The organism is Mesorhizobium sp. WSM4844 (assembly GCF_055811775.1).
Genome location: NZ_JBVVQB010000002.1, coordinates 52,911 through 78,743 on the forward strand (window position 1 = coordinate 52,911; position 25,833 = coordinate 78,743).

A 25,833-nucleotide genomic window follows, 5' to 3' on the forward strand; every position below is an offset into this window, starting at 1 on the left:
CAAGAATGCGCGGATGTCGGGCTCGGCGATCCTCATGTCGGCCCGCGGTGCTAACCGTCACTTGACGACCGAGAACTCGACGCCCTGCCCATTTGTCATCAGCAGATATTCGTTTTGCTTTTCGCGGGTACCGTCTGGGTTGCGGAAGATGACCGCACGGCCTGTACCGAGGATAGTGTCCCATTGCGTGATGAGAAAATCTCCGTCGACCTTGCTCGCTCCGGTTGAGGACCATGAGCCGAGAGCCATGTTGACGGTGCCGTCCGCTCCCGTGTTGCGCACATAGGGTTCAGCCGTGTTGATATCCCGGCCACGGAGTTCGTGACCTATGATGAGCGACCTGATCTCCTCACCGGTAAGCCGATCTTTCGAGCCCAAGCTGTAGCCGAAAGGAAGGTCGGGCACGCCCGCCTTGGTTAACCCAGCCAGCAGACGCTCCATGTCGGCGCGCTGCTTGAAGGCAAGGTCTCCAATCGCCCGCAATCCGTTGGCGTTGGCGAAGGCTTCAAGCTCGGCCCTGGTTGAAGCCGCCTCCTTCGTCTGGCCGAGATGCGCGTGAGCGGCGGCAAGCAAGAACAGACGCTGACGTTTGTTGGCGATAGTGAACTGTCGGGGGTCGGCCTTGTCGAGTGAAGCAATAGCGTCCTCAAACTGGTCCAGGGAAAATGCGACAAGCCCCGCCAGGAGATATCGAAACGCCGTCGGCTGAGGATCGACGCGCCAGGCTGCATCGAGATAAGCCTTCGCATCCGCCTTCCGCCCGTTGTAAACTAAAGCTTTGCTAAGTTGCTCATAGGCCCAGAAGTCGCTTGGATCGAGCGCGATGGCATGCTCGGCAGCGGTAATCGCCTCGTCGGAATTCCCCTGATAGATCTGCACGGAAGCCATCAGTTGATAGTAGGTTGACGAGGGATGTTTTTCCGCCTCCTTGACGAGTTCCTTGAACTTGCTCGCAGTCTCCTCGTCAATGGCGGTGCCCAGCGCCTCCTGCGCCTTGGCGTCACCCGAGCTGTTCCAATAGAGCCAGGCAAGTTCAGCCCAGGCCCACCCGAAATTCGGATCGAGCGCGGTCGCCTGGCGGTAGAACGCTGCCGCTTCGGCCGGCGAAGAAGATATCGCATAGCTGATCGCCAGGCCTCGGAGATAGAGATCGTAGGCGGCGGTATCGGCCGTTCCGCCCGGAGTCTCAGCCATGCGCGGGCCGGCAACGAGTCGAAGCTTGAGGGCGGAAGCCACATTGCTGACGACCTGGTCCAGAAGCGTGAAAACATCGCCCGATGCACCGTCGAAGCGCTCGGCCCACAAGTGCCCGCCAGTCGTGGCATCGATGAGTTGGGCGTTTATGCGCATGCCGTCGCCGGCGCGCCGGATCGAGCCTTCGAGAATGTAGCGGACACCAAGCTCTTTCGCGACCTGGGATGGCGCTACCGTCTTGTTCTTGTAGCCAAGGGCTGAATTACGCGAGATGACGAAGAGACCCGGAACGCGGGCAAGCGCGGTCGTCATGTCCTCGGTGATGCCTTCGGCGAGATAGCTCTGGTGCTTGTCGTCGCTCAGGCTGTCGAAGGGGAGGACGACAAGCGAAGGTCTTGTGTCCTCGACAATTGGCCCCGTCGCGGTTACGGACTCAGTGGCCGACATCCACGGCCCGAACCACAAAAGCGCACCCAGAACAAGAAGGAAGAGGGCCACAGCCGCTCCTGCGTAACGGGCGCGAAATGACCTCGTAGCCGGCGCGGCCGTCGGAAGCGCACGGGCGCCATCGATCCGCACGCGATAGGCCTCTACTGCCTTTGCAATGTTCTTGACTTGATGCTTGCCCATCGCTTCGATACCGACGGGAAGCTTGTTGCCCAGATGATCGATGACGGTTCGCGAGACGCAGATGCCGCCCGGCTCGGCAAGCTGTTCGAGGCGAGCGGCGATGTTCACACCTTCGCCGTAACGGTCCGAACCCTCGACAATGACATCGCCGAGATTGATTCCGATGCGGAACTCAATGCGCTTGTCGGCCGCCGTCCCGCCGTTGCGCCCGGCCATCTCCCTCTGTACCGCTACCGCGCATTCAACCGCGTCAACGACGCTCCCAAACTCGGCCAGAAGCCCGTCGCCCATGAACTTGAACACTCGGCCCTGGTGCCTTTCTATCTCGGGCTCGAAGATCTCGGTGCGGTGTGCCTTGAGCCGCGCAAACGTTCCCTTCTCGTCGCGCTCCATCTGCGCCGAGTAGCCGACCACATCCGCAGCCAGGATTGCTGCAAGTTTCCGGTCCATGATCAGGTCATCGCGGTTAATTGCGCTCTGGAAACGCGATTGTAACTATGATCTCGGCGTTTCGCATATGCAACACAACGGGAACTGCACTGACTTCCGCTGTCGATGTTCGGTTCGGGCCACGGCTTGCCCTACAACCTCCTTCGAAGGAAGGGCAGAGATTTGTTTGGAACCAGAATTTCCGACGGTTGTGTCGTAGGTGAACCACTGGGCGACCTTCCTGTTCGAGGAACCGCAAGGATTGACCCATTGCGGACCTTGAAACTACCGACCATAAATTCAGAATGGCAACTCTACCGACCACTGTTTTGCCGATCTTTGCCGCAGGCGGATGGTTTCCTGAGCGCAAGGTGCCCGTGTCTCCAGCGGTCCCGGCTAATCATCCGGTGGCTGCCATTCTCAGCGAGTTCGGTGGCCTCAATGTCGGCAAGCTCGGCCCTGGGATAGAATGTGCCCGGAGCGATATCATCTTCTGCTGGTCTCCACACGAAGGCTACCGAGAAATTCTCGAAATTGGAGACTTGCTACAGACGGAACTGGCTTGCTTTGCCACAGCTCACAATCGTCACGAAAGCCTGTATGTCGACAGAGAGGGCCGGGTGTTTGTGGTGTTTCCTGACATGGCCGGCATAGGCTTTATGGGCCGCACTTTTGGCGAAGCAATGGAGCGCGCCCTGCTGGGCCGAAAGGCGTCACCCCTCCTTCTGCCATCACATGATAAAATGTCATGGTATGGCGAGGTACTTCTGCGTGGAAATCCTCAAATCCTGAGCATCGAGGAACTGACGACGGGATAGGACAACCGACTGCTTTCCACCCTAAGCGGGCTTGCGGCCCTCAGCGTCAGATTACTGGCTCAAAGCGAGCGCGGTCAGGGCAACTGCCGCCGGCACGGTCTGGATGTAGAGGATTTTCCTGCTGGCAGTCGCCGCGCCGTAGAGGCCGGCGATGGCGACGCAGAGCAGGAAAAACACCTTGATCTGGAAACCAGCCGCGCCGAGGTAAAGCCCCCAGATCAGCCCGGCTGCGAGAAAGCCGTTGTAAAGTCCCTGGTTGGCCGCAAGCACTTTCGATGCGCTGGCGAATTCCGGCGTCAGCTTGAACGCCTTGTGGCCGCGCGGCGTGTCCCACAGCACCATCTCCAGATAGACGATGTAAAGGTGGATCAGCGCCACCAACCCGACCAGCACATTGGCGATCATGCTTCGTCTCCCCGATGCGACGCGCCGCCGCCTCGCGACATTGATCACGCACGCCACCGCTCCCGCAAGACCCATTGCAGCGTGCATCCTGGCCAGCAACCATGTGCCCATCGCCGACGGCCTTTCAGGGTTGCCAATATCAGCGCATTGGTATCTTTTCCCGCCGTTCAAATTCAGCGGAAGCCACCATGTCCTTTCAAAAACTCGACGACCTCGGCCACAAGCTTGAAGCACTGGAGCATGCGCTCGCCATTCTCGGCGCCGACGAGGCGACCCACATGGCCGTCGGCGGCGGCGAAAAGCGCGCCGAGGCGATGTCGGCGCTGGCCGGCATGCATCACGCCAGAGCGACAGCGCCGGAGATCGCCGACTGGATCGCAGCGGCCGAACAGGAAACGCTGAACGAAGAACAGCAGGCAGCGGTCAAGGAATTCCGGCGGCAATACACCAACCTGACCTGCCTGCCGGTCGAATTCGTCGAGCGCCAAACCACCGCCCGGATGCGCTCCGAGCAGTTGTGGCGCGACTTGCGTGCAAAGAACGACTGGGCCGGGTTCTTGCCGGCGCTCGAAGGCGTCGTCGCGCTGGTGCGCGAGGAAGCAGCCCTTCGCGCCGACGTGCTCGGCCTTGATCCGTACGACGCGCTGATGGAGCAGTACGATCCCGGCAACCGCGCCGCCGACATCACGCCGGTCTTCGCCGAGTTGAAGACGTTCCTGCGGGATTTCGTACCGGAGGCATTGGCGGTGCAGGATGAGCGGCTGGCGAAACATCCGCTAAAACCGCTTTCGGGCAGCTATGCGATCGAAAAGCAGCGCGAGCTTGGCCTCGCCATGATGGCGGCGGTCGGCTTCGATCTCACCCACGGCTCGCTGTCGGTATCGCATCATCCGTTCTGCGGCGGCGTGCCGAGCGACGTGCGCATCACCACCCGCTACAAGACCTCCGATTTCCTGTCGGCGCTGATGGGCGTGCTGCACGAGACCGGCCATGCGCTTTACGAGCAGAACCTGCCGCAGGCGTGGGCGCACTGGCCGCTCGGCAAGGCGCGCGGCATGGCTGTGCATGAAAGCCAGAGCCTGTTCGTCGAGAAGCAGATCGGCCGCAACCCCGAATTCTGGCGCTGGGCGCTGCCGGTGGTCGAAAAGCATCTCGGCGAGGCGTGGTCGATCGAAGACATCCTGCCGCACGTACACCGGGTCGAGCGCGGGCTGATCCGCGTCGACGCCGACGAGGTGACCTATCCGCTGCACGTCATCCTGCGCTACGAGCTGGAGCAGGAGCTTGTCTCGGGGCGGCTGGAGGCCGCCGACCTGCCCGAGGCCTGGGACGCCAGGATGCGCGACTATCTCGGCCTGTCGACATCAGACAACCCGGCCGACGGGCCGATGCAGGACGTGCACTGGCCGGGTGCTGCGTTCGGCTATTTTCCGTCTTATACACTTGGCGCGATGATGGCGGCGCAGCAATGGGCCGCCCTGACCAGAGACCATCCCTGCGCCGACGAAGATCTCGCCAAGGGAAATTTCGCGGCGATCAACGACTGGCGCCGGCAAAAGATCTGGTCGCAAGGCTCACGCTGGTCGACGCCCGACCTGCTCGAACGCGCCACCGGCGAGAAGCTCAACGCCACGCATTTCACCGAGCATTTGCGCAAGCGCTATGGGGAGGTGCTGAAGGGCGCCTGACATACCATTAAGCGCATCGAACGCGGCGGCACTTTCGTCACTGCCGACCAGCGCCGTTTGCAAAAGGCGAAGCCGTTTGGCAGCGTCGTCCTACTACTCCGCGGCGCCCCTGAAAGCGTTCGCCCCGGTTTCGAATTGCAGCTTGGCCAGCCGCGCATAGATGCCGCCCTTGGCGACGAGGCTCTGGTGGGTGCCTTCCTCGACGATGCAGCCGCCATCCATGACCAGGATCCGGTCGGCCTTCAGCACCGTCGCCAGCCGGTGGGCGATGACGATCGTCGTGCGGTCCTGCATCAGCCGCTCCAGCGCCGTCTGCACCAGCGTCTCGCTTTCGGCGTCCAGTGCCGAGGTTGCCTCGTCGAGCAGAAGGATCGGCGCATGGCGCAGTATCGCGCGGGCAATCGCCACGCGTTGGCGCTGGCCGCCGGACAAGGTCACGCCGCGCTCGCCGACCTGGCTGTCATAGCCTTTTTCGAGTTTCAGGATGAACTCGTCGGCAAGTGCATCCCTGGCCGCCGCCTCGATCTCGGCCTGGCTGGCGTCCGGACGGCCGAAGCCGATATTGTCGCGCGCGCTGGCCGCGAAGATGGTGACGTCCTGCGGCACGATGGCGATTCGCTCTCGGATGGCGACGGGGTCGGCCTCGCGCACATTGACGCCGTCGATCATGATCTTGCCGGTCTCGGGGTCGTAGAAGCGCAAAAGCAGCGAAAAGACGGTGCTCTTGCCAGCACCCGACGGGCCGACGATCGCCACCGTCTCGCCGGGCTTGACCTGGAAACTCAGGCCGTGGACGGCAGCGCGGTCGGGCCCGGCCGGATAGGAGAAGGACACATCGTCGAAACTGATTGCGCCTCTGGCCGTCGCCGGCAGCAGTTTCGGATGCGCCGGGGCCTGGATCGCGGGCGTCTCGGCCAGGATCTCAGTCAGCCGTTCGGCAGCACCGGCGGCTTGAGAAAGCTCGCCCCACACTTCCGAGAGCGCGCCAAGCGCGCCGGCGGCGAACACCGAATAGAGCAGGAATTGGCCGAGCGTGCCCGGCGACAGCGTGCCGTCGAGCACGTCGCGCGAACCGAACCACAGCACCGCCACCACCGAGGAAAAGATCATGAATATGGCGAAGAAGGTGAGGAAGGAGCGGGCAAAGATCGAGGATCGCGCCGCCGCGAAAGCGGCTTCCACGGCAGCTGAAAAATGCCCGGTGACCAGCTTCTCATTGGTGAAGGCCTGCAGCGTGCGCACCGCGCCGATCTGCTCGCTGGCGTAGGCCGTGGCGTCGGCCAGCGTGTCCTGCGCCAGCCGCGATTTTCGCCGCACCGAGCGGCCGAAGGCGACCAGCGGCAGCACGATCACCGGAATGGCGGCGATGACGAGGCCCGACAGCTTCGGGCTGGTGAAGACCATCATAGCCACGGCGCCAAGCCCAAGAATGACGTTGCGCAGCGCTACCGATGCGGTGGCACCGACCGCCGACTTGACCTGCGTCGTGTCGGCGGCGAGCCGCGAGACGATCTCGCCCGACTGTGCGGTATCGAAAAAGGATGGCGACAGCGTCGTGACATGGCGGAACACGTCGCTGCGGATGTCGGCGACGACGCGCTCGCCCAGCGTGATGACGAAATAATAGCGGCTGGCCGACGCCGCGGCGAGCAAGGCAGCCATCACCACGAGCATGGCGAAATACTCGGCGATGAAAATGGAATCGGAAGCGGAAAAGCCATGGTCGATCATGCGCCGCACGGCCAGCGGCAGCGCCAGCGTCGTCGCCGCAGCAACGGTCAGCGAGACGACCGCGCCAATGACCATTTTCCGGTAGCGGGTGATGTAGGGGAACAGGCGCCGCAGCGGCTTGAGCGAGCGCCTACGCTCGTCTGCATCGCCGCTGGTGTGCGCCATGACCGTTTCCTCTGGCCGCCTTCTGGGCATGCGCCTCAATATGCGCTTACCGCGGCCTTGTGATTCAATTCCGGCTGATGTATAGGCTCGCCGACCGTTTTTAAAAGCCGTGGCTCCTCAATAGCTGCGGCTTCGAGTTTTAAAAAGGGGCGCATCGACGCAGGCTTTACGCCCGTCAGCGGCGCCAGCGAACCAGGAATAGCACAATGAAGACCGATATCCATCCCGACTACCACACCATCAAGGTCGTCATGACCGACGGCACCGAATACATGACCCGTTCGACCTGGGGCAAGGAAGGCGATACGATGAACCTCGACATCGACCCGACCACCCATCCGGCCTGGACCGGCGGCCAGCAGACCCTGCTCGACCGCGGCGGCCGCCTGTCGAAGTTCAAGAAGCGTTTCGAAGGTTTTGGGCTCTAAGCCGTAAGCCTTTTTCGGATCAGAAGGAACCCGCCCTCGTGGCGGGTTTTTTCTTACCGGAATGCGGCTCTATTCGTCGACCAGTTCGCGCAGCGCCATGCGCTTGTAGGCGGCGACCAGGTCGTCGCCTTCCTTTCGACCGACCGAGATCGCCAGCCGCATGGTGGCCTCGCCCATCTGCCAGATGAGAAACGCCGTCGTTTCCAGCGCCGCCGGATCGGCGGTAGGCCGCAGCCGCTTCAGCACCGCGGTGAGGAATTCGGCGTTGGCCCGGCTGTCGGCGAGCTCGAGTTCGCGTAGCGCCTTGTCGGCCTGTGTGCCCGACCAGATGTCGCGCATTACCGGCTCGGCCAGGAACAGCCCGTAATAGATATCCACCAGCTCGGAAAATGCCCGCCGCAGCCCTTCGGCGTCGCTGACCTGTGCAAGCGCTGCCGCGATGCAGGCCTGGCTTTCGGCGGTGTGGCGCTCGGCCAGCGTCCAGATGATCGCCCGCTTGTCCGGGAAGAACTGGTAGAGCGAGCCGATCGACACGCCGGCCCGTTCCGCAACTTCGCCCATGCGCATGACATCGCTGCCTCGCTCGGCGATCAGCGCAGAGGCGGCGGCCAGCATCCGCTCGACCCGCTCGCGGCTGCGCTGCTGGCTGGGCGCCCGGCGCGGCGATGCGATCTGGCCATCTTGTGAACCCGCTACGCTCGAGCCTTCCATCACTGTCTCCTGGCGAATGATCAACAAACTGGCTTGACTCACAAAATACGAGGGTTTATCACGTTTTGCAAATGTGAGGATTACTCATATTTGTGAGCAAAGGAAAATCGCCATGATCGATACAGCAGCAAAACCGATTTTGATCCTCGGCGGCACCGGCAAAACCGGCCGTCGTCTCGCGGACAGGCTGACGGCGCAGGGCCTGCCGGTACGGATCGGCTCGCGCTCGGGCACCCCGCCCTTCGACTGGGAAGACGATACGACCTGGGAACCCGCGCTCGATGGTGTCGGTGCCGCCTACATCAGCTACTATCCCGATCTTGCGGTGCCCGGCGCGGCCGAAGCGGTCGGCGCCTTCGCCAACCTTGCCGTGGCAAGCGGTGTGCGCCGGCTGGTGCTGCTGTCGGGGCGCGGCGAGATCGAAGCGCAACGTGCCGAAGAGATGCTGAAAGCCTCAGGCGCCGACTGGACGATCCTGCGCTGCGCCTGGTTTTCCCAGAATTTCAGCGAGAGTTTTTTGCTCGATCCGCTGCTGGCCGGTGAGGTGGCTTTGCCGGTCGGCACTGTCGGAGAACCGTTCGTCGATGCCGACGACATTGCCGATGCCGCCGTGACGGTGCTTACCCGGCAAGGCCATGTCGGCCAGCTTTACGAGCTGACCGGGCCGCGTCTGCTGAGCTTCGCCGACGCGGTCGCCGAGATCGGCAAGGCGGCCGGCCGCGACATCCGCTTTGTCAGGATTTCGCATGCCGAGTTCACCGCCGCAGTAGCCGGATACGAGTTGCCTGCCGAGTTCGCCTGGCTGCTCAACGAGCTGTTCACCGAAGTGCTCGACGGTCGCAACGAGGCGCTGACCGACGGCGTCGAGCGCGTGCTCGGCCGCGCCCCAAAGGACTTTTCCGCCTATGCAACCGAAACCGCTGGTACGGGCATATGGAGTGACTGACATGATCATGAAACTGCTTCCCAGCCTCACCTTCATCGCCGCGCTCGGCTCGGGCGTCGTCGCTGGTGTCTTCTTCGCCTTCTCCAGCTTCGTCATGCCGGGCCTCGCCCGCATGCCTGCCGTGGGCGGTATCGCCGCCATGAATTCGATCAACGTCACTGCGGTGACGCCGCTGTTCATGACCGCGCTTTTCGGCACCGGGCTGATCTGCCTCGTCCTCGTCGTCGGCGCTGTCATCGGCTGGGGCCAACCGGGCTCGTTGTGGCTTCTCGCCGGCGCCCTGACCTACCTCGTCGGCAACCTGATCGTGACGATGATTTTCAACGTGCCGCTCAACAACGCACTGGCCGCCGTCGATCCGGCAAGCGCCAACGGCGCCGCCGTTTGGGCCACCTATCTCAGGGACTGGGTGATGTGGAACCACGTCCGTACCATCACCGCCATCGTCGCGCTGGCCTGCTTCATCGTGGCGTGGCGGTGAACGAGGGCAGAAGTCTAAAAGACCTTGCGTCAGGCAGGGTCTTTTGACGGGGTATCTTTTGACTTGTCGCTCTTGCGGTCGGCATGGCCGAGATCGCGGTCCGGATCGATCACGTCGCGAACCAGCTGCTTGAGCCTTGCGGCATCGGGAAAGCCGCCGTCGCGCTTGCGGTCCCAGACCAGCGTGTCGTTGCAGGAAATGGTGAAGATGCCGCCGGTGCCGGGCACCAGCGTGACCTCGCCCAAATCCGTTGCGAAGGTCGACAGCAGCTCCTGCGCCATCCAGCCGGCCCGCAGCAGCCAGTGGCACTGCACGCAATAGGTGATGCGGACCTGGGGCAACGGCTTTTCGGTCATGTCAGATTGAGTTCCGCTCATATGTCAGATTAAGCTCCGCTCATATCTCGGACTGAGCTGTGCTCATGCCGGACTGAGTTCCGCTCATGTCCGGCCGAACTGTGATCATGCAGCGCTGAGTTTCGCCATGGTCTCGTCGTCGACCTCGAAATTGGCATAAACGCTCTGCACGTCGTCATCGTCCTCGAGCGTGGCGACCAACTTCATCAGCGACTGTGCCCGCTCCTCGTCGACCGCAATATTGGTCTGCGGCTTCCAGATCGGCTTCACTGATTCAGCCTCGCCGAGCGCGCCTTCCAGTGCCTTCGACACCTCACCAAGATTCTCGAAGGCGCAATAGATCGTGTGGCCTTCCTCGTCCGACTGGACGTCGTCGGCCCCGGCCTCGATCGCCGCGTCCATGACCTTCTCGGCGCTGCCTACCGATGCCGGATAGAAGATCTCGCCGACACGGTCCCACATGAACGACACCGAGCCGGTTTCCCCCATCGCCCCGCCGGCCTTGGTGAAGGCGGCGCGGACATTCGACGCCGAGCGGTTGCGGTTGTCGGTCAGCGCCTCGACGATCAGCGCAACACCACCCGGCCCGTAGCCTTCGTAACGCACAGCTTCGTAAGTCTCGGCGTCGCCCATCGACGCCTTGTTGATGGCGCGCTGGATGTTGTCTTTCGGCATCGACACCGCCTTGGCGTTCTGCACGGCAAGACGCAGGCGCGGGTTCATCGACGGGTCCGGCGTGCCGCTCTTGGCGGCGACGGTTATTTCGCGCGCCAGCTTGGAAAACATTTTCGACCGCACCGCGTCCTGGCGGCCCTTGCGGTGCATGATGTTCTTGAACTGTGAATGGCCAGCCATGGCACCCCTGTCGTCTTCTTGGCAGAACATCCTGCAGCGAGGTAGTCACCTCGCCTTTGACAAAATGCTCGAAGTCAAAATTTCAGAACGTCCCTGCTGCGTCCGGATGGACGTACGGCGCTCTATCTCGGAATGGCCGGCTTATAGATAAATCGGCTCAATTCGTCCAGCCGCGCCGTAAGGATGGTGCGGCAAGGTAACCGCCAGCTGCTTTCCTGCGAACGCTCACTCCTCCAGATCGGATCTCAGCCGGTCGAGAATGCTGATCGCATGCGTGGCGTACTGGCTGATCCAGCGGTCGTGGATCTGCTTGATCGGCAGCGCATTGAGATGGTTCCAGCGTTCGCGCCCCTCGCGCCGCGCCACCACCAGGTCGGCTTCCTCCAGCACTTTCAGATGCAGCATGACGGTGCAGCGGTCCATGTCGGGAAAGGCATCGCACAGCATGCCGGTGGTCCGCGGCGCGTCCTTTAGCTCGTCGAGCAGCGCGCGCCGGCGCGGATGCGCCAGCGCCTTGAAAACATTGTCATCCTGCGCCTTGCTTGACATGTTATATTCTTATAACATAATATCGATCCGATCAAGGAAGGAGCTGTGGATATGTCTCTTGGATTCAGAGTTTCGGGCCGCATCGGCAAACCGGTTGCCGAAGTCTTCGATGCGGTCGTCAATCCGAACAAGCTCAGCGGCTATTTCACCACCATCGGCGGCGCCAGTGCCCCGCTGGTGGCCGGCGCCAGGGTCGTCTGGTGGGGCAAGGTCCCGGTCGAGGTCGACGAGGTGGAGAAAGACAACCGCATCGTGCTGCGCTGGGACGCCACCGACGCCGACGGCAAGCCGGCCTACAAGACGCGCATCGAGATGGATTTCGAGCCGCTGGACGACGGCGGCACCTTCGTCACCATCGCCGAGGCCGGCTGGCACGAGGACGCGGTCGGCCTGAAGAAGTCCTACCTCAATTGCGAGGGCTGGTCGCAGATGCTGGCCTGCATGAAGGCCTACGTCGAATACGGCATCAATTTGCGCGATGGCTACTATCGCAGCGAGATGAAGGGCAAGCCCGCCAATGAAGACAATATCTGAGAAGACGGAGGAAAGAATGGCTGCGAAAATCACCGGCGGCATCAACATCGCCATGAAAGTGCCGCCCCACCAACACCAGGCGACGATCGCCTTCTACCGCGATGTCGTCGGCCTAAAACCGTTCACGGCCAAGGCGCCGGCCATCGGATTCGAGCTCGGCCCCAATCGCCTGTGGATCGACGAGGCGCCGATGCTGAGCCAGGCCGAGGTCTGGCTGGAACTGTTCACCGACGATTTTTCGGCCGCCGCCGATCATCTCGCCAAGGCCGGTGTTGTGCGCTGCGACGCCATCGAGGCGCTCGGCGAAGGTTTTCGTGGCGGCTGGATCACCAATCCGGCCAACATCATTCACTTGGTGCGCGAACCCGACGCCTGGTGACAGAAACTTGTACGGAAGGAGGACGAAATGGACTTCCGTGAGATACCGACCGCCGAATCCGGCATGCTGATCCGGAGACCGGTCGCAGAAGTATTCGAGGCCATCGTCGATCCGGCGATCACGACGAAATTCTGGTTCACCCACGGCAGCGACAGGCTCGACAGCGGCAACGAGGTTCGCTGGGAATGGCGGATGTATGGCGTTTCGACGCCGGTCACGGTCAGCGAGTTCGTCAGCAACGAAAAGGTCGTCCTGCAATGGAGCGATCCGCCGACCACGGTGGTCTGGACTTTTACCGAGATGCCGGGCGGCACCTTTGTCGAGGTTCGCAATTTCGGTTTTGCCGGCAGCCCCGATGAACAGGTCAAGCAGGCGATCGGCTCGACCGATGGCTTCGCGCTGGTACTCGCCGGCGCCAAGGCCTGGTTGGAGAAAGGCTTGACGCTTGGCTTGATCGGCGACCGTCATCCGAAGGGCACGCCGACCGCTTAAGGCGCTGGGTGCAAAAAGCCGTTTTGCAGCGATCCTTCCCACCCCCTCTGTCCTACCGGACATCTCCCCCGCAAGGGCCCGCAAGGGGGGAGAGCGGATGTCGCCAATCTCCAACGCTGCAGGACGAGCGGAGCGCTAAGCTGCCAATCTCCCTCCTTGAGGGGGAGATGTCCGGCAGGACAGAGGGGGGTGCTGTCCCTCCGACGTCTCAAAGGTTCTGCATGGCCGCGACAATTGAGGCAGAGCTCAGGCCTTCGCGCCGTCGCTTCGCCCCGCCAACCTCAGTGCCCCGCGCCCGCCTTTGCCTTCCTCCGACGTCGCGCCAGCATGTTGAGGCCCTCGACAAGAGCGGAAAAGCCCATGGCGGCGTAGATGTAGCCCTTCGGCACGTGGAAGCCCATGCCGTCGGCGATCAGCGTCATGCCGATCATCAGCAGGAAGCTCAGCGCCAGCATGACGATGCTTGGGTTCTTGGCGATGAAATTGGCGAGCGGCCCGGCCGCCAGCATCATCACGCTGACTGCCACGATCACGGCGATGTACATGATGGCGATCTCGTCGGTCATGCCGACTGCGGTGATGATCGAATCGATCGAGAAGACGAGGTCGAGCAGCAGGATCTGGAAGACGGCGCCGCCCAGCGAAAGCTGCAGCGTTTCGCCGATCATCGTGTCCTGATGGTCCTCGAGATCGACCGTGTGGTGGATTTCCTTGGTCGCTTTCCAGACGAGGAACAGGCCGCCGGCGATCAGGATCAGATCGCGCCAGGAGAAACCATGGCCGAAAGCGGTGAACACCGGCGCCGTCAACTGGACGATGATCGAGATGGTGGCAAGCAGCACCAGCCGCATGATCAGCGCCGCCGAAATACCGATTCGCCGGGCGCGGGCTCTTTGTGCCTCCGGCAATTTGTTGGTCAGGATCGAGATGAAGATCAGATTGTCGATGCCGAGCACCACCTCCAGCACGATCAGCGTCAGCAACGCGACCCATGCGGTCGGATCGGAGACAAAGGCGAAATGCGGCGCCAGGAATTCGATGAGCTGCATGGAGGTCGTCCCCTCTTACGATCTGAAGCAGGCGTAGCCGGCAATTAGGTACTGCAATCGCTTACATCAATGTCATGACCAGAACGAGGGCGCCGTTTCCTCGAGCCGCGGCCCGCGGCGAAACGGCGCAATCCGCTCGGTCAGGCCGCTGCGATCCGAAATGTCGACGCCGACGCCGCACAATGTCGCCGGGCCGCTCGCCGCCTCGAAGCGCCCTTTCGGCACCTTCGACAGAAACCGGTTGAGCGGCTCCTCCTTGTCCATGCCGAGCGAAGAATCATAGTCGCCGCACATGCCGGCGTCTGAGATATAGCCGGTGCCGCCGTTGAGGATATGGTGGTCGCCGGTCGGCTGATGCGTGTGGGTGCCGACGACCAGGCTGGCGCGGCCGTCGACGAAGTGCGCAAAGCACATTTTTTCAGAGGTCGCCTCGGCATGGAAATCGATGACCACCGCATCGGCCTGTTCGCCAAGCGGGCATGCGGCAAGCTCGCGCTCGCCGGCTTGAAATGGATCGTCGAGTTCGGGATGCATGAACACCCGGCCCATGATGTTGGCGACCAGAACGCGCGCGCCATTCCTGGCGATGTAGACGCCCGAGCCCCGCCCCGGCGTGCCCTTGGGGAAATTGGACGGACGCAGAAAGCGTTCCTCGCGCGGCGCGAAAGCCAGCGCATCGCGCTGGTCCCAGACATGATTGCCGGTTGTGACGACGTCGGCGCCCGCCGAGATCGTCTCGCGAAAGATCTCTTCGGTGATGCCGAAGCCGCCGGCGGCGTTCTCGCCATTGACGATGACGAAGTCGAGTTTGAAATCCGAGATCAGGCCGGGCAGTTGTTCCCACACCGCCGTGCGTCCCGTCTTGCCGACCATATCGCCGAGGAAGAGAAGTCTCATCTAAACATGATCCCGAACCGAAGGTCAGCGAAGCAAAAAGCTGCATGACTTCCGGAAAAGACCATGCGTCCAGGAACTTATCTACAATTTCGGCGCGAACTGGCGCAACCCGCTCTCGGTGAGTATTTCCGGAATGGTCACGTCATGCGGCTCGTCCGGCACCAGCGCCACCTGCTGGCAGTCGAAAGCAATGCCGATCAGCCTGGGCGGCTGCCCCTTGTCGACCAGCCGCGCGATGGCACGGTCGTAATAGCCGGCGCCATAGCCAATGCGGTGGCCGCGCGCGTCGAAAGCCGCGAGCGGCACCAGCATCACCTGGGGATCGAGCACCTCGGCCTCCTCATGCGGCCCGACGGTGCCGAACCCCATGTCGATCATCGGCGCGCCGCGCACCAGTTCGCGAAAGACGATGGTGGTCTTGTCGAGAATCGCCGGCAGGCAAAGCCGTGCACCTTTTTCGCGCAAGGCGAACATCAACGGCCGGACGTCGACTTCCGAGCGCATCGGCCAGAAGCCGGAGACAATCTGGCCCGGTTCCATCGCAATGCTGTCCCGCGCCGTCTCGGCCATTTCGAGCGCTGCTTCCACCCGCCAGAACGGATCGAGCGCATCGCGGCGCCCGAGTGCTTCGCGTCGCAACTGTCTTTTCAGGTCTTTCGAGGATGTCATGCGCCGACGATAGAAAAGGTCAGATTTGGATGGAGTTTTAGGAGCGACGTTTTCCACCGCATGATCCACCGAAGCGTGGATCCTTTGCGTCAAGTGACGATCCACACAACCGGTGGAGAGAGCGATCCCGGGAACCTACAAAGTAGGTGGGCGCCGTATGAGAAAACCCACGGGTCTTCCCAGGGACAGCTCCCTAGGGATAATTAAGGCCCCGGGGAAAATGTTCTCCTGCCGGGAAGCGCAGACCGTCACGCCCAATATAGGCCGATGGCAGGCTAAGCGCCAGAGAGACGGCCATGTTCGGCGGCTTTATTCGTCGTAAGGCCCTGCCTGGGAACTGCGCGGCACATGGGTTCACCGCGCCCTCGCCGCTGCGCCTTGCATGGGCTGGGCTGTCTCCTTACGGTTGCCATGAAAACCGAGGAGCAAAAATGCGTTTCGAAGGCACGGCGGCCTATGTCGCCGACAAGGATCTGATGGTGGCGGTCAATGCGGCGATCGCGCTGGAGCGGCCATTGCTGGTCAAGGGCGAGCCCGGCACCGGCAAGACCGAACTGGCCAGGCAGGTGGCGGCCGCGCTCGGCCTCGAGCTGATCGAATGGCATGTCAAGTCGACGACAAGGGCGCAGCAGGGCCTCTACGAGTATGACGCCGTGTCGCGGCTGCGCGACAGCCAACTCGGCGACGAGCGCTTCAACGACATCAGCAATTATATCAAGCGTGGCAAGCTGTGGGATGCCTTCGCGACGGCCAAGAAGGTCGTGCTTCTGATCGATGAGATCGACAAGGCTGACATCGAGTTCCCCAACGATTTGCTGCAGGAACTCGATCGAATGGAGTTCTTCGTCTACGAGACCGGCGAGACGATCCGCGCCGCTGTGCGCCCGATCGTCATCATCACCTCCAACAACGAGAAGGAGCTGCCGGACGCTTTCCTGCGCCGCTGCTTCTTCCACTATATCCGCTTTCCGGACGTCGAGACGCTGCATCGGATCGTCGACGTGCACTATCCCGGCATCAAGCAGAACCTGGTGCGCGCCGCACTCACCCAGTTCTACGAAATCCGCGACGTGCCGGGCCTGAAGAAGAAGCCGTCGACCTCCGAGGCACTGGACTGGATCCGCCTGCTCGTGACCGACGATATCGCGCCCGAGGATTTGCGCGGCGACCCGAAGAACGCACTGCCCAAGCTGCACGGCGCGCTGTTGAAGAACGAACAGGACGTGCATCTGTTCGAGCGGCTGGCCTTTATGGCGAGAAGGCAGGGGTGAGGAGCGGTCGGCAAAGGCCGACGAACAGCCAACGATTTGGCTTTTCGAGCGACGAACGCCCGAAGCCATAGCGCAGGGCCGGGCATGCGGCGGACAGCGCTTTCCCGTTGCTGGACCGTTGCCGCCGTCCGGGCACCGGGGCAGCCTTGGCCCGAAGCTTCGGAAGGAAATGAAATGACCGAGATCACCGTCCGCCCACTCGCACAATCCGACCATGCCGACTGGCAGCGTCTGTGGACTGATTACCTCGCCTTCTACGAAACCAAACTGCCGGAAGACGTCTACGCCGTCACCTGGAAGCGCCTGTTCACAGCGGGTGAGTTTGAACCAAAAGGGTTCATCGCCACGTTCGGCGGCAAGGCGGTCGGCCTGACGCACTATCTCTACCATCGCTCCTGCTGGTCCGAAAAAAACAACTGCTATCTGCAGGACCTGTTCGCCGACCCGGATGTGCGCGGCAAAGGCGTTGGCGCCGCCCTGATCGAGGCGGTCAAGCAGGAAGCCGGCAAGATCGGCGTCAAGAACGTCTACTGGATGACGCACGAGACCAACACCACCGCGCGCAAGCTCTACGACCACGTGGCACGGCGGACCGGCTTCATCGAGTATGATCTGATGTGATGAACGGTCGATCGCCCGGCTTGCCGGAAGGATTTGAGGACAAATCATGACCCACCATGTCGGAATCCTTGACGGCGCAGATGATGTCTGGGGAGTGCGGATGCCCGATCTTCCCGGATGTCACGGCGGTGGCGCAAGTCCCGAGGAGGCGATAGCCGATGCGACCTCCGCCGTTCGCGAATGGGCTGAGGTACGAATGGCGAAGCACTTGCCCTTGCCCGACGCGCGCACGGTGGCAGATCTGCTCCGACTGGGCGAAATCGACAGCGCCGCCGGAGAATCTGCCGTGATGATCCCCGTGCTGATCGATTCCGGACGGCCTGTCCGAGCCAATCTGTCGCTCGACGCAGGTCTCTTGGCGGCAATCGATGCCGAAGCGAGCCGGCGCGGCCTCACGCGTTCCGCCTTCATCGCCAGCGCCGCTCGCGAGAAGATCGAAGGGCACAGATAAAAGTCGCACGATGTTCATCCCCTTTTTCCTCGAACTGAAGGCTGCGCGGGTTCCGGTCTCGCTCCGGGAATATCTGTCGCTGCTGGAAGGGCTGGAGGCGGGGCTGGTCGACTATGACGTCGAGGGTTTTTACTACCTCGCCCGCTCGGCACTGGTGAAGGACGAGCGCCACATCGACCGTTTTGACCAGGTCTTTTCGCACGTCTTTAGGGGTGTCGAAGCGCTGGCTGGCGAAAACCCGGTCGACGTCGAAAACATCCCGGAGGAATGGCTGCGGCGGCTTGCCGAAAAGCACCTGACCGATGAGGAGAAAAAGCTGGTCGAGGCCCTGGGCGGTTTCGAAGAGCTGATGGAAACGCTGAAAAAGCGACTGGAGGAGCAGAATGGCCGCCACCAGGGCGGGTCGAAATGGATCGGCACCGGCGGCACCTCACCCTTCGGCGCCTATGGCTACAATCCCGAAGGCGTTCGCATCGGCCAGCACGAAAGCCGCAACCGCCGTGCGGTGAAAGTCTGGGACAAGCGTGAATTCAGGAATTTCGACGATGCCGTCGAGCTCGGCACCCGCAACATCAAGATCGCGCTGAAGCGATTGCGCCGTTGGGTGCGCGAAGGCGCCGAAGAGGAGTTCGACCTGCCCGGCACCATCCACGCCACGGCCGAGCACGGCTATCTCGACGTGCAGACACGGCCCGAGCGGCGCAACGCCGTGAAGCTGCTGATGTTCTTCGATGTCGGCGGCTCGATGGACGATCACATCAGAAGCGTCGAGGAGCTGTTTTCGGCCGCTCGCGCCGAATTCCGCCAGCTCGAATATTTTTACTTCCACAACTGCCTCTACGAGGGCGTGTGGAAGGACAATCGCCGCCGCCATGCGGAGGTGATTCCGACCTTCGATCTCCTCCACAAATACGGTCCGGACTACAAGGTGATCGTCGTTGGCGATGCCTCGATGAGCCCCTATGAGATTGCGCATCCCGGCGGCTCGGTCGAGCACTGGAATCCGGAGGCCGGCGTCGTCTGGCTCGGCCGTCTGCTGCAGCAATGGCCGAACGCGGTATGGCTCAACCCCGAAAGCGAAAAGCACTGGGGTTTTACCCATTCGATCGCCATGATCCGCGACATCTTCGGAGGCCGCATGTTTCCGCTGACGCTCGCCGGGCTCGGGGCCGCGACGAAGCAGCTTTCAAGGAAGCACTGAATGGATTCACGCAAAACAGGACGGCCGACCTGTTTCCTCTGCCTGCAATGTGGCGTCCAGTTCGCGGCGGCAGCGACGCCGCCGGACCATTGCCCGATCTGCGAGGACGAGCGGCAATATGTGCGCTGGGAGGGCCAGGCCTGGATCACGCCGCAAGAGCTCGCCGCCGGGCATCGGATCGTGATGAAGGACGACGCCGGCGTGCTCGCCTTCGGCATCGAGCCGCGCTTCGCCATCGGTCAGCGGGCGCTGCTGGCACAGACGCCGCACGGCAATGTGCTGTGGGACTGCATCTCGATGGTCAGCGACGAGGCGGTGGCCGAAATCAACCGAAGAGGCGGCCTGGCCGCGATCGCCATTTCGCACTGCCATTATTATTCGGCGATGGTCGAGTGGAGCGAAGCCTTTGGCGGCGTGCCAATCTATCTGCATGCCGATGACCGCAAGTGGATCATGCGGCCGCATCCGGCTGTTGTCAGTTGGCAGGGCGAGACGCGCGCCCTCAACCCCTCGCTGACACTTATCCGTTGCGGCGGTCACTTTGCCGGTGGCCAGGTGCTGCACTGGAAGCGCGACGGCGACGACGCCATCCTGGCCGGTGACATCTTGCAGGTGACGCCAACCCGCCGCCATGTCAGCTTCATGTACAGCTACCCGAACTACATCCCGCTCAATGCGCAGAAGGTAATCCACATCGCGTCGGCACTGGAGCCTTTCGCATTCGACCATATCTATGGCGCATGGTGGAACCAGAACGTCATCGGCGATGCAAAGACGGCATTTGCAAGATCTGTTGCGCGCTATCTGGCAGCGATGGCCTGAGGAATTCTTCGCCGCAGGATTGGAAATACCGGCAAACGCCGTAACAAATGCCTATTTTAGGCGAACTTGGGAAAGCAGCCCAATAGCAGCATGAGCTAAGAGGCAAAAATGGATGGTCACACCTACCCTGTTACCCGCACCGATGCCGAATGGCGCGCCCGGCTGACGCCGGAGCAATATGCGGTGATGCGCAATCACGGCACCGAGCGGCCGGGCAGTTGCGCGCTGCTTCACGAGAAGCGCGCCGGCACATTTTCCTGCGCCGGCTGCGACCAGCCCTTGTTCGAATCCAAGCTGAAGTTCGAGAGCGGTACCGGCTGGCCAAGCTTCAACGATCCGGTGCCCGGTTCGGTCGAGACGACCGTCGACCGCAGCTACGGCATGGTTCGCACCGAATGCCACTGCGCCCGCTGCGGCAGCCATCTCGGCCACGTCTTCGAGGACGGCCCGCCGCCGACCGGCCTGCGCTATTGCATCAACGGGGTCGCGCTGAAATTCGAGCCGGCTGCCTGACTGGAATCCAGACGTTGTCAAACAACGGCTTCCGCCGGCCTTTGCCGGCAGCACTGTTCGTCAGATCACCACCACCAGGATCAGCCACAGCACAGCCCCCAGCGTCATCAGCGAAGCCTTGACGCCGCCGGTTTTCTCGGCGGTCCGCCACACCGCAAAAGTCAGGAAGAAATTGTACGGCACCGGCGCGAAATGCACCGCCAGAACGAGAGCGAGCGGCAGCTTCAGCCCGAGCAGGATCAGCGCCAGCACCGACACGGCGATGTTGATCGCCGTGCCGACAAGGACAAGGTCGCGCCAGAACAGCCGGTCTAGCGGCGCCGTGCCTTGCCAGCGCGAGCGGAAGAAACCCGCCGCACGGACTGCCTTGCCGTCTTCGCCTTCGAAAGTCTCTGGCGCACTCATCGATGCGGCTTTCCCTCATTCGACAGCCGCAGAGATTTCCAAAGCAGCAAGCCTGTCAACGCAAATCGATCATCGCCACGCAAGCGTATGATTTGACAAATTGTCATCAAACGGTCGTGAAACCTTTCTACGTCGCCCTTGTTGGCGTTTCGGCAAAGACACCTTGCCGGACTCTGCCGCCTCCATCATCCAGTCGCCTGCCAAGGGAGGTCTTGAGATGAGCGATAATGTCTACAACGTGCTGTTTCTTTGCAACGCCAATTCGGCGCGATCGATCATGGCGGAAGCCATTCTCAGCCGGATCGGTGGCGGCAGGTTCAAGGCGTTTTCCGCCGGTTCGCAACCGAAGGGCGAGGTCAATCCCTACGCACTGCAGCTGCTCGAAAGCCTCGGCTACGATACGAGCTTCGCCCGTTCGAAAGGCTGGGACGAGTTTGCCGAGCCCGACGCGCCGGAAATGAATTTCATCTTCACGCTTTGCGACAGCACCGCGAATGAATCCTGTCCGATCTGGCCGGGTCATCCGATGACCGCGCTCTGGTCGATACCGGACCCAGCCAAGGCAGACGGCACCGAAGCCGAACTGCATCTTGCCTTTGCCGATGCCTATCGCATGCTCAACAACCGCATCTCGCTGTTCACCAATCTGCGGATGGATGCGCTCGACCATCTGGCGCTGCAACAGCATCTCGATCGGATTGGCCGCGACACGGCGAAGCCGAACTAACTCAAGCCACTGCGACGCGAATTCACGAACCGGCTTCGCCACCCTCGCCCAGCACCTCGGCAACGGCGCGCTCGAAACGCGATGCTTCCGTCACCAGCCAGTCGGCCATGGCCGGCCAATTGTCCTCGGCAAAACAGTTCACGCGCCACAGCGAATTGATGCCGAGGCCTTCGCAGCTCTGTTCCGGCCTGAGCTTCAACCTGTCTTCGATCGCCGGCTGGAACGGCTTCAACCGCGACCAGGCTTGCGTGGCACCGAACTTCTCGTTGCGGCCGAAGAAGACGCCGACATGGTTCTGCGCCGGCGCGACATACATGGAAAGGACCAAGGCGAAGTCGGGCAGCCCGCGCTGCCAGAACCAGGGTCCGCGCCGCGCCATCAGAGGCCTTTCTTCCGGATGCCGTTCCGCGAACAGCGTCCAGAAGCCGCGTTGGCGGAACTCAGAGGCGCGGCGGCCGCCAAAGTCGAATTCGCTCATGGTTCGACCCGTTGCGGGCGCAACCGGCGCCCAGGGCTGTACCAGCCTTACACCATGCCGAGTGCGGCTTTGTAGAGATCGAGGATGGTTTCCTCCTCTTGCCGCTCAGCCTGGTCCTTCTTGCGCAGCCGGATGATCGACCGCATCGCCTTGGTGTCGAAGCCGGTGCCCTTGGCCTCGGCAAACACTTCCTTGATGTCGTCGGCGATCGTCTTCTTCTCTTCCTCGAGCCGCTCGATGCGCTCGATGAAGGCTCGCAGCTGGCCGGCGGCAACAGTCTGGCTGGTCTCGGTGATGTCGTCGGCCATTTTTTCTCCGCGTCGTTTTCCATGCCGCGACTCACGAACCGTCGCGGCGAATTTGCAGCGGTTCGATGCCCGACCGGAGGCGACCGGTCAAGCTGTTATCGATGCGGCATGAAGGGCTGCCGCCAGACGCAGACAACTCTGCCTGAGCAACATTTCTGTCTCATCCGAAGGCGATCAGCAGATCCTTGGCGTCGATCTGGTCGCCGGTCTTGACCAGCACTTCGGCGACAACCCCATCACGCTCGGCATGCAATGCCGTCTCCATCTTCATCGCCTCGATGGACAAAAGCACGTCGCCGGCCTTGACCGCCTGGCCGGCGGCAACGGCGAGCGCCGAGACGACGCCCGGCATCGGTGCGCCGACATGCGCCTCGTTGCCGGGCTCGGCCTTGCGCCGCGCCTTGGCGGCGGAAGCGCCGTGCGCCCGATCCGGCACTTTGACCCGGCGCGGCTGGCCGTTGAGCTCGAAGAACACGGTGACCATGCCCTTCTCGTCGACATCGCCGATGGCCAGGCAGCGCACCACCAGCGTCTTGCCCTTCTCGATGTCGACAAAGATCTCGTCCTCCGGCTTCATGCCGTAGAAATAGGTCGGCGTCGGCAGCACGCTGACCGGCCCATAAGTTTCCTGCGCTGCGGTAAAGTCGGAGAAGACCTTCGGGTACATCAGCCACGAGGCGAATTCGAACTCGCTGAGCTTGCGTTCGAGCTTGTCTTCGATCTCCTTGCGGCTGGCCTTGAGATTGGCAGCTTTCAGCAGCGAACCGGGCCGCACGGCGATCGGTTTGTCGCCTTTCAGCACCTTCTTCTGCAGTGCCTCCGGCCAACCGCCGGGCGACTGGCCGAGGTCGCCGCGCAGCATCGACACGACCGAGTCGGGGAAGGCGATATCCCTGGCCGGATTTTCGACATCGGCAACCGTCAGGTCCTGGCTCACCATCATCAGCGCCATGTCGCCGACAACCTTGGACGACGGCGTCACCTTGACGATGTCACCGAACATCAGATTGACGTCGTGATAGGTCTGCGCCACTTCGTGCCAGCGCGTCTCCAGCCCGAGTGAGCGCGCCTGCTCCTTGAGGTTGGTGAACTGCCCACCCGGCATTTCGTGCAGGTAGACTTCCGAGGCCGGCCCCTTCAGGTCGCTTTCGAAGGCAGCATACTGGTTGCGCACCGCCTCCCAGTAGAACGAGATGTTCCTGATCCATTGCGGGTCGAGGCCCGGATCCCGCTCAGTGCCCTTCAGCGCCTCGACGACCGAGCCCAGGCAAGGCTGCGAGGTGTTGCCGGACAGGGCATCCATCGCCGCGTCGATGGCGTCGACACCGCTGTCCACCGCCGCCAGCACCGTCGCCGCCGACAGGCCTGACGTGTCGTGCGTGTGAAAGTGGATCGGCAGGTCGGTCGCCTCGCGCAGCGCCTTGAACAGTGCGCGGGCGGCATTCGGCTTCAAGAGCCCGGCCATGTCCTTGACCGCGACGATATGGGCGCCGGCCGCCTGCAACTCCCTGGCCAGCGCGACGTAGTATTTGAGGTCGTACTTGGCTCGGGCCGGGTCGAGTATGTCGCCGGTGTAGCAGATCGCTGCTTCGATCAGCTTGCCTTCGGCGCCGACCGCGTCCATGGCGACGCGCATGTTGTCGACCCAGTTCAAACAGTCGAAGACGCGGAACAGGTCGACGCCGCCGCTTGCTGCCTGTTTAACGAAATGCTGGACGACATTGTCGGGATAATTGGTGTAGCCGACGCCGTTGGCGCCGCGCAAAAGCATCTGCAGCAACAGATTGGGCGCTGCCTCGCGCACCAGCGACAGCCGCTCCCACGGGTCCTCGGTGAGAAAGCGCATGGCGACGTCGAAGGTCGCCCCGCCCCAGCATTCGAGCGACAAAAGCTGCGGCAGCGCGCGTGCATAGGTGCCGGCAATGCCGGCGATGTCATAGGTGCGCACGCGCGTCGCGAGCAGGGATTGGTGTCCGTCGCGCATCGTCGTGTCGGTGACCAGCACTTCTTTGCATGCGCGCATCCAGGCCGCGAATTTCTCCGGCCCAAGCGCGTCGAGCTTCTGCTTGCTGCCATCGGGCACGTTGCCGTTGAGGTAGGGCACCATGGGTGCCGCCGCATCGGCCTTAGGCTGCGGCCGGCCACGGGTTTCGGGATGGCCGTTGACGCTGACATCGGCCAGGTAGTTGAGCAGCTTGGTCGCGCGATCCTGCCGCTTCACGCTCGCGAACAGTTCCGGTGTCGTATCGATGAACTTGGTCGTATAGGAATTTTCGGCGAAACTTGGGTGATTGATGATCGCCTCGAGGAAGGTGAGGTTGGTCGCCACCCCGCGAATACGGAACTCGCGCAGCGCCCGGTTCATGCGGGCGATGGTCTCGGCCGGCGTCGGCGCCCAGGCCGTCACCTTCTCCAGCAGCGGATCGTAAAAGCGGGTGATGACCGCGCCGGAATAGGCGGTGCCGCCATCGAGGCGGATGCCGAAACCGGTGGCGCCGCGATAGGCGGTGATGCGGCCATAGTCGGGGATGAAATTATGCTCGGGATCTTCCGTGGTGATGCGGCACTGCAGCGCGTGGCCGTTGAGCCTGATATCCTTCTGCGCCGGCACGCCCGATTCCGCCGTGCCGATGGCAAAGCCATCGAGGATATGAATCTGCGCCTTGACGATGTCGATGCCGGTCACCTGCTCGGTGACGGTGTGCTCGACCTGGATGCGCGGATTGACTTCGATGAAGTAGAATGTGCCGGTGTCGGCATCCTGCAGGAACTCGACCGTGCCGGCGCCGACATAGCTCGTCTCGCGCGCGATCTTCAGCGCGTAGCCGCAAAGCTCTTCGCGCTGCGACATTTCGAGATACGGCGCCGGCGCGCGCTCGACCACCTTCTGGTTGCGGCGCTGGATCGAGCAATCGCGCTCGAACAGGTGCACGGCATTGCCGTGTGTGTCGCCCAGCACCTGGACCTCGACATGGCGGGCGCGCTCGATCAGCTTTTCGAGATAGACCTCGTCCTTGCCGAAGGCGGCTTTCGCTTCGCGCTTGCCCTCCGTCACCTCGCGGGCGAGATCGACTTCCGAGCGGATGGCGCGCATGCCGCGGCCGCCGCCGCCCCACGACGCCTTCAGCATCACCGGATAGCCGATCGTCCTGGCGAGCGCCTTCACCGTCCCGATGTCGTCCGGCAAGGGATCGGTGGCGGGGATTACCGGCACGCCGACCTCGATCGCCAGGTTGCGTGCGGCGACCTTGTTGCCGAGCCTGCGCATCGTATCCGGCTTGGGTCCGATGAAAATAATGCCGGCCTTGGCGCAGGCTTCGGCGAATTCAGGGCTTTCCGACAACAGCCCATAGCCCGGATGGATGGCATCGGCGCCCGAAAGCCTGGCGACGCGGATCACTTCCTCGATCGACAGATAGCTTTCGATCGGTCCCATATCCCTGTTCAGATGCGGCCCGCGCCCGACCTGATAGCTTTCATCCGCCTTGAAGCGGTGCAGCGAGTATTTGTCCTCCTCGGCCCAGATCGCCACGGTTTTGAGGCCGAGCTCGTTGGCCGCGCGGAAGACGCGGATGGCGATTTCGGACCGGTTGGCGACAAGGATCTTCGTGATTGCCAAGGACAAGGCTC

Annotated in this window: 30 protein-coding genes and 1 other RNA gene; 14 read left to right on the forward strand and 17 right to left on the reverse strand. The window is 62.4% G+C overall.

Annotation, left to right across the window (positions count from 1 at the left end; genetic code table 11):
• Positions 1-57: 57 nt before the first annotated feature.
• Positions 58-2,274, reverse strand: a complete 2,217-nt coding sequence (locus AC0L2A_RS02405) for a tetratricopeptide repeat protein (protein WP_473607357.1) — start codon at positions 2,272-2,274, stop codon at positions 58-60.
• A 284-nt stretch (positions 2,275-2,558) separates the two neighbouring features.
• Here AC0L2A_RS02405 and AC0L2A_RS02410 point away from each other — a divergent pair, with 284 nt between their 5' ends.
• Positions 2,559-3,071: an SUKH-3 domain-containing protein gene (locus tag AC0L2A_RS02410; RefSeq protein WP_473607358.1), complete on the forward strand. Its 513-nt coding sequence runs from the start codon at positions 2,559-2,561 to the stop codon at positions 3,069-3,071.
• 51 nt (positions 3,072-3,122) lie between these two features.
• Here the strand turns inward: AC0L2A_RS02410 and AC0L2A_RS02415 are convergent, their stop codons facing one another.
• Positions 3,123-3,476: a DUF1304 domain-containing protein gene (locus tag AC0L2A_RS02415; protein ID WP_473607359.1), complete on the reverse strand. Its 354-nt coding sequence runs from the start codon at positions 3,474-3,476 to the stop codon at positions 3,123-3,125.
• A 188-nt stretch (positions 3,477-3,664) separates the two neighbouring features.
• On the opposite strand from AC0L2A_RS02415, the gene AC0L2A_RS02420 reads away from it, so the two are divergent.
• Positions 3,665-5,164 (forward strand): carboxypeptidase M32, encoded by a 1,500-nt coding sequence (locus AC0L2A_RS02420; protein ID WP_473607360.1) that lies wholly within the window; start codon positions 3,665-3,667, stop codon positions 5,162-5,164.
• Between the two features lie 93 nt (positions 5,165-5,257).
• Here the strand turns inward: AC0L2A_RS02420 and AC0L2A_RS02425 are convergent, their stop codons facing one another.
• Entirely contained in the window at positions 5,258-7,060 is a 1,803-nt protein-coding gene (locus AC0L2A_RS02425) for an ABC transporter transmembrane domain-containing protein (protein WP_091593456.1), read from the reverse strand.
• Between the two features lie 35 nt (positions 7,061-7,095).
• Entirely contained in the window at positions 7,096-7,284 is a 189-nt protein-coding gene (locus tag AC0L2A_RS02430) for a hypothetical protein (RefSeq protein ID WP_139172593.1), read from the reverse strand.
• On the opposite strand from AC0L2A_RS02430, the gene rpmE reads away from it, so the two are divergent.
• Positions 7,267-7,488: a 50S ribosomal protein L31 gene (gene rpmE, locus AC0L2A_RS02435; protein ID WP_006327661.1), complete on the forward strand. Its 222-nt coding sequence runs from the start codon at positions 7,267-7,269 to the stop codon at positions 7,486-7,488. The genes AC0L2A_RS02430 and rpmE overlap by 18 nt on opposite strands.
• Positions 7,489-7,557: 69 nt before the next feature.
• Here rpmE and AC0L2A_RS02440 read toward each other — a convergent pair whose 3' ends face one another.
• Positions 7,558-8,199: a TetR/AcrR family transcriptional regulator gene (locus tag AC0L2A_RS02440; RefSeq protein ID WP_091593561.1), complete on the reverse strand. Its 642-nt coding sequence runs from the start codon at positions 8,197-8,199 to the stop codon at positions 7,558-7,560.
• A gap of 112 nt (positions 8,200-8,311) precedes the next feature.
• On the opposite strand from AC0L2A_RS02440, the gene AC0L2A_RS02445 reads away from it, so the two are divergent.
• A complete protein-coding gene (locus AC0L2A_RS02445) occupies positions 8,312-9,145 on the forward strand; it encodes an NAD(P)H-binding protein (RefSeq protein ID WP_473513338.1) in 834 nt (277 codons plus the stop codon).
• 1 nt (position 9,146) lies between these two features.
• Entirely contained in the window at positions 9,147-9,626 is a 480-nt protein-coding gene (locus AC0L2A_RS02450; protein ID WP_091593459.1) for an anthrone oxygenase family protein, read from the forward strand.
• 29 nt (positions 9,627-9,655) lie between these two features.
• Here AC0L2A_RS02450 and AC0L2A_RS02455 read toward each other — a convergent pair whose 3' ends face one another.
• The 3 genes from AC0L2A_RS02455 to AC0L2A_RS02465 all read right to left on the reverse strand — a co-directional run bounded on the left by AC0L2A_RS02455 (position 9,656) and on the right by AC0L2A_RS02465 (position 11,386).
• Entirely contained in the window at positions 9,656-9,982 is a 327-nt protein-coding gene (locus AC0L2A_RS02455) for an Rdx family protein (protein ID WP_091593461.1), read from the reverse strand.
• A gap of 105 nt (positions 9,983-10,087) precedes the next feature.
• Positions 10,088-10,837 carry a YebC/PmpR family DNA-binding transcriptional regulator gene (locus AC0L2A_RS02460; protein ID WP_023800014.1) on the reverse strand — a complete coding sequence of 250 codons (750 nt, stop codon included), beginning with the start codon at positions 10,835-10,837 and terminating at the stop codon, positions 10,088-10,090.
• A gap of 225 nt (positions 10,838-11,062) precedes the next feature.
• Positions 11,063-11,386, reverse strand: a complete 324-nt coding sequence (locus AC0L2A_RS02465) for an ArsR/SmtB family transcription factor (protein WP_023800015.1) — start codon at positions 11,384-11,386, stop codon at positions 11,063-11,065.
• Positions 11,387-11,437: 51 nt separating this feature from the next.
• Here AC0L2A_RS02465 and AC0L2A_RS02470 point away from each other — a divergent pair, with 51 nt between their 5' ends.
• From AC0L2A_RS02470 to AC0L2A_RS02480, 3 genes are read left to right on the forward strand one after another with little or no spacing between them, the layout of a single operon-like run.
• Entirely contained in the window at positions 11,438-11,920 is a 483-nt protein-coding gene (locus AC0L2A_RS02470; protein WP_473607361.1) for an SRPBCC domain-containing protein, read from the forward strand.
• Positions 11,921-11,936: 16 nt separating this feature from the next.
• Positions 11,937-12,299, forward strand: coding sequence for a VOC family protein (locus tag AC0L2A_RS02475; RefSeq protein ID WP_091593463.1), 363 nt, complete (start codon positions 11,937-11,939; stop codon positions 12,297-12,299).
• 27 nt (positions 12,300-12,326) lie between these two features.
• Entirely contained in the window at positions 12,327-12,791 is a 465-nt protein-coding gene (locus tag AC0L2A_RS02480; RefSeq protein ID WP_473607362.1) for an SRPBCC family protein, read from the forward strand.
• A gap of 281 nt (positions 12,792-13,072) precedes the next feature.
• Here the strand turns inward: AC0L2A_RS02480 and AC0L2A_RS02485 are convergent, their stop codons facing one another.
• From AC0L2A_RS02485 to ssrS, 4 genes are all read right to left on the reverse strand, one after another.
• Positions 13,073-13,840, reverse strand: a complete 768-nt coding sequence (locus AC0L2A_RS02485; protein ID WP_473492175.1) for a TerC family protein — start codon at positions 13,838-13,840, stop codon at positions 13,073-13,075.
• Between the two features lie 72 nt (positions 13,841-13,912).
• Complete coding sequence (locus AC0L2A_RS02490) at positions 13,913-14,737, reverse strand: TIGR00282 family metallophosphoesterase (protein ID WP_023800020.1); 825 nt, start codon at positions 14,735-14,737, stop codon at positions 13,913-13,915.
• An 81-nt stretch (positions 14,738-14,818) separates the two neighbouring features.
• Complete coding sequence (locus AC0L2A_RS02495) at positions 14,819-15,406, reverse strand: 5-formyltetrahydrofolate cyclo-ligase (protein ID WP_473607363.1); 588 nt, start codon at positions 15,404-15,406, stop codon at positions 14,819-14,821.
• Between the two features lie 94 nt (positions 15,407-15,500).
• A non-coding RNA gene (ssrS, locus tag AC0L2A_RS02500) (6S RNA) lies at positions 15,501-15,656 on the reverse strand.
• Between the two features lie 181 nt (positions 15,657-15,837).
• On the opposite strand from ssrS, the gene AC0L2A_RS02505 reads away from it, so the two are divergent.
• Positions 15,838-16,677: an AAA family ATPase gene (locus tag AC0L2A_RS02505; RefSeq protein WP_287072235.1), complete on the forward strand. Its 840-nt coding sequence runs from the start codon at positions 15,838-15,840 to the stop codon at positions 16,675-16,677.
• Positions 16,678-16,851: 174 nt separating this feature from the next.
• Entirely contained in the window at positions 16,852-17,298 is a 447-nt protein-coding gene (locus AC0L2A_RS02510) for a GNAT family N-acetyltransferase (RefSeq protein ID WP_473607365.1), read from the forward strand.
• On the opposite strand, the gene AC0L2A_RS02515 is transcribed toward AC0L2A_RS02510, so the two are convergent.
• Entirely contained in the window at positions 17,276-17,767 is a 492-nt protein-coding gene (locus tag AC0L2A_RS02515) for a hypothetical protein (protein ID WP_473607366.1), read from the reverse strand. The genes AC0L2A_RS02510 and AC0L2A_RS02515 overlap by 23 nt on opposite strands.
• Between AC0L2A_RS02515 and AC0L2A_RS02520 the strand changes: the two genes are divergently transcribed.
• From AC0L2A_RS02520 to msrB, 3 genes are all read left to right on the forward strand, one after another.
• A complete protein-coding gene (locus tag AC0L2A_RS02520; RefSeq protein WP_473607367.1) occupies positions 17,760-18,950 on the forward strand; it encodes a vWA domain-containing protein in 1,191 nt (396 codons plus the stop codon). The two genes, AC0L2A_RS02515 and AC0L2A_RS02520, sit on opposite strands and share 8 nt — an antisense overlap.
• Complete coding sequence (locus AC0L2A_RS02525; RefSeq protein ID WP_473607368.1) at positions 18,951-19,772, forward strand: MBL fold metallo-hydrolase; 822 nt, start codon at positions 18,951-18,953, stop codon at positions 19,770-19,772.
• A 108-nt stretch (positions 19,773-19,880) separates the two neighbouring features.
• Positions 19,881-20,285 (forward strand): peptide-methionine (R)-S-oxide reductase MsrB, encoded by a 405-nt coding sequence (gene msrB, locus AC0L2A_RS02530; RefSeq protein ID WP_473513321.1) that lies wholly within the window; start codon positions 19,881-19,883, stop codon positions 20,283-20,285.
• Positions 20,286-20,345: 60 nt separating this feature from the next.
• On the opposite strand, the gene AC0L2A_RS02535 is transcribed toward msrB, so the two are convergent.
• Positions 20,346-20,690: a hypothetical protein gene (locus tag AC0L2A_RS02535; RefSeq protein WP_473607369.1), complete on the reverse strand. Its 345-nt coding sequence runs from the start codon at positions 20,688-20,690 to the stop codon at positions 20,346-20,348.
• Positions 20,691-20,907: 217 nt separating this feature from the next.
• Between AC0L2A_RS02535 and AC0L2A_RS02540 the strand changes: the two genes are divergently transcribed.
• Positions 20,908-21,417, forward strand: a complete 510-nt coding sequence (locus tag AC0L2A_RS02540; RefSeq protein ID WP_473607370.1) for an arsenate reductase ArsC — start codon at positions 20,908-20,910, stop codon at positions 21,415-21,417.
• A 22-nt stretch (positions 21,418-21,439) separates the two neighbouring features.
• On the opposite strand, the gene AC0L2A_RS02545 is transcribed toward AC0L2A_RS02540, so the two are convergent.
• From AC0L2A_RS02545 to pyc, 3 genes are all read right to left on the reverse strand, one after another.
• The gene (locus AC0L2A_RS02545) at positions 21,440-21,895 is read right to left on the reverse strand and encodes a hypothetical protein (protein ID WP_128181502.1); all 456 of its coding nucleotides are present in this window, start codon (positions 21,893-21,895) and stop codon (positions 21,440-21,442) included.
• 47 nt (positions 21,896-21,942) lie between these two features.
• The gene (locus AC0L2A_RS02550; RefSeq protein ID WP_023800031.1) at positions 21,943-22,203 is read right to left on the reverse strand and encodes a DUF2312 domain-containing protein; all 261 of its coding nucleotides are present in this window, start codon (positions 22,201-22,203) and stop codon (positions 21,943-21,945) included.
• Positions 22,204-22,363: 160 nt separating this feature from the next.
• Positions 22,364-25,822 (reverse strand): pyruvate carboxylase, encoded by a 3,459-nt coding sequence (pyc, locus tag AC0L2A_RS02555; RefSeq protein WP_473607371.1) that lies wholly within the window; start codon positions 25,820-25,822, stop codon positions 22,364-22,366.
• Positions 25,823-25,833 lie beyond the last annotated feature (11 nt).

Bases quoted from the DNA above. Each gene is read 5' to 3' on its own strand.
- AC0L2A_RS02480 (WP_473607362.1), top strand. From the start codon at position 12,327: ATGGACTTCCGTGAGATACCGACCGCCGAATCCGGCATGCTGATCCGG.
- AC0L2A_RS02490 (WP_023800020.1), bottom strand. From the start codon at position 14,737: ATGAGACTTCTCTTCCTCGGCGATATGGTCGGCAAGACGGGACGCACG.
- msrB (WP_473513321.1), top strand. From the start codon at position 19,881: ATGGATGGTCACACCTACCCTGTTACCCGCACCGATGCCGAATGGCGC.
- rpmE (WP_006327661.1), top strand. From the start codon at position 7,267: ATGAAGACCGATATCCATCCCGACTACCACACCATCAAGGTCGTCATG.
- AC0L2A_RS02465 (WP_023800015.1), bottom strand. From the start codon at position 11,386: ATGTCAAGCAAGGCGCAGGATGACAATGTTTTCAAGGCGCTGGCGCAT.
- AC0L2A_RS02415 (WP_473607359.1), bottom strand. From the start codon at position 3,476: ATGATCGCCAATGTGCTGGTCGGGTTGGTGGCGCTGATCCACCTTTAC.
- AC0L2A_RS02420 (WP_473607360.1), top strand. From the start codon at position 3,665: ATGTCCTTTCAAAAACTCGACGACCTCGGCCACAAGCTTGAAGCACTG.
- AC0L2A_RS02440 (WP_091593561.1), bottom strand. From the start codon at position 8,199: ATGGAAGGCTCGAGCGTAGCGGGTTCACAAGATGGCCAGATCGCATCG.
- AC0L2A_RS02510 (WP_473607365.1), top strand. From the start codon at position 16,852: ATGACCGAGATCACCGTCCGCCCACTCGCACAATCCGACCATGCCGAC.
- AC0L2A_RS02525 (WP_473607368.1), top strand. From the start codon at position 18,951: ATGGATTCACGCAAAACAGGACGGCCGACCTGTTTCCTCTGCCTGCAA.
- AC0L2A_RS02470 (WP_473607361.1), top strand. From the start codon at position 11,438: ATGTCTCTTGGATTCAGAGTTTCGGGCCGCATCGGCAAACCGGTTGCC.
- AC0L2A_RS02450 (WP_091593459.1), top strand. From the start codon at position 9,147: ATGATCATGAAACTGCTTCCCAGCCTCACCTTCATCGCCGCGCTCGGC.
- AC0L2A_RS02540 (WP_473607370.1), top strand. From the start codon at position 20,908: ATGAGCGATAATGTCTACAACGTGCTGTTTCTTTGCAACGCCAATTCG.
- AC0L2A_RS02485 (WP_473492175.1), bottom strand. From the start codon at position 13,840: ATGCAGCTCATCGAATTCCTGGCGCCGCATTTCGCCTTTGTCTCCGAT.
- AC0L2A_RS02445 (WP_473513338.1), top strand. From the start codon at position 8,312: ATGATCGATACAGCAGCAAAACCGATTTTGATCCTCGGCGGCACCGGC.
- AC0L2A_RS02405 (WP_473607357.1), bottom strand. From the start codon at position 2,274: ATGGACCGGAAACTTGCAGCAATCCTGGCTGCGGATGTGGTCGGCTAC.
- AC0L2A_RS02535 (WP_473607369.1), bottom strand. From the start codon at position 20,690: ATGAGTGCGCCAGAGACTTTCGAAGGCGAAGACGGCAAGGCAGTCCGT.
- AC0L2A_RS02410 (WP_473607358.1), top strand. From the start codon at position 2,559: ATGGCAACTCTACCGACCACTGTTTTGCCGATCTTTGCCGCAGGCGGA.
- AC0L2A_RS02460 (WP_023800014.1), bottom strand. From the start codon at position 10,837: ATGGCTGGCCATTCACAGTTCAAGAACATCATGCACCGCAAGGGCCGC.
- AC0L2A_RS02475 (WP_091593463.1), top strand. From the start codon at position 11,937: ATGGCTGCGAAAATCACCGGCGGCATCAACATCGCCATGAAAGTGCCG.
- AC0L2A_RS02520 (WP_473607367.1), top strand. From the start codon at position 17,760: ATGTTCATCCCCTTTTTCCTCGAACTGAAGGCTGCGCGGGTTCCGGTC.
- AC0L2A_RS02545 (WP_128181502.1), bottom strand. From the start codon at position 21,895: ATGAGCGAATTCGACTTTGGCGGCCGCCGCGCCTCTGAGTTCCGCCAA.
- AC0L2A_RS02425 (WP_091593456.1), bottom strand. From the start codon at position 7,060: ATGGCGCACACCAGCGGCGATGCAGACGAGCGTAGGCGCTCGCTCAAG.
- AC0L2A_RS02505 (WP_287072235.1), top strand. From the start codon at position 15,838: ATGCGTTTCGAAGGCACGGCGGCCTATGTCGCCGACAAGGATCTGATG.
- AC0L2A_RS02495 (WP_473607363.1), bottom strand. From the start codon at position 15,406: ATGACATCCTCGAAAGACCTGAAAAGACAGTTGCGACGCGAAGCACTC.
- AC0L2A_RS02550 (WP_023800031.1), bottom strand. From the start codon at position 22,203: ATGGCCGACGACATCACCGAGACCAGCCAGACTGTTGCCGCCGGCCAG.
- AC0L2A_RS02515 (WP_473607366.1), bottom strand. From the start codon at position 17,767: ATGAACATCGTGCGACTTTTATCTGTGCCCTTCGATCTTCTCGCGAGC.
- AC0L2A_RS02430 (WP_139172593.1), bottom strand. From the start codon at position 7,284: ATGGATATCGGTCTTCATTGTGCTATTCCTGGTTCGCTGGCGCCGCTG.
- AC0L2A_RS02455 (WP_091593461.1), bottom strand. From the start codon at position 9,982: ATGACCGAAAAGCCGTTGCCCCAGGTCCGCATCACCTATTGCGTGCAG.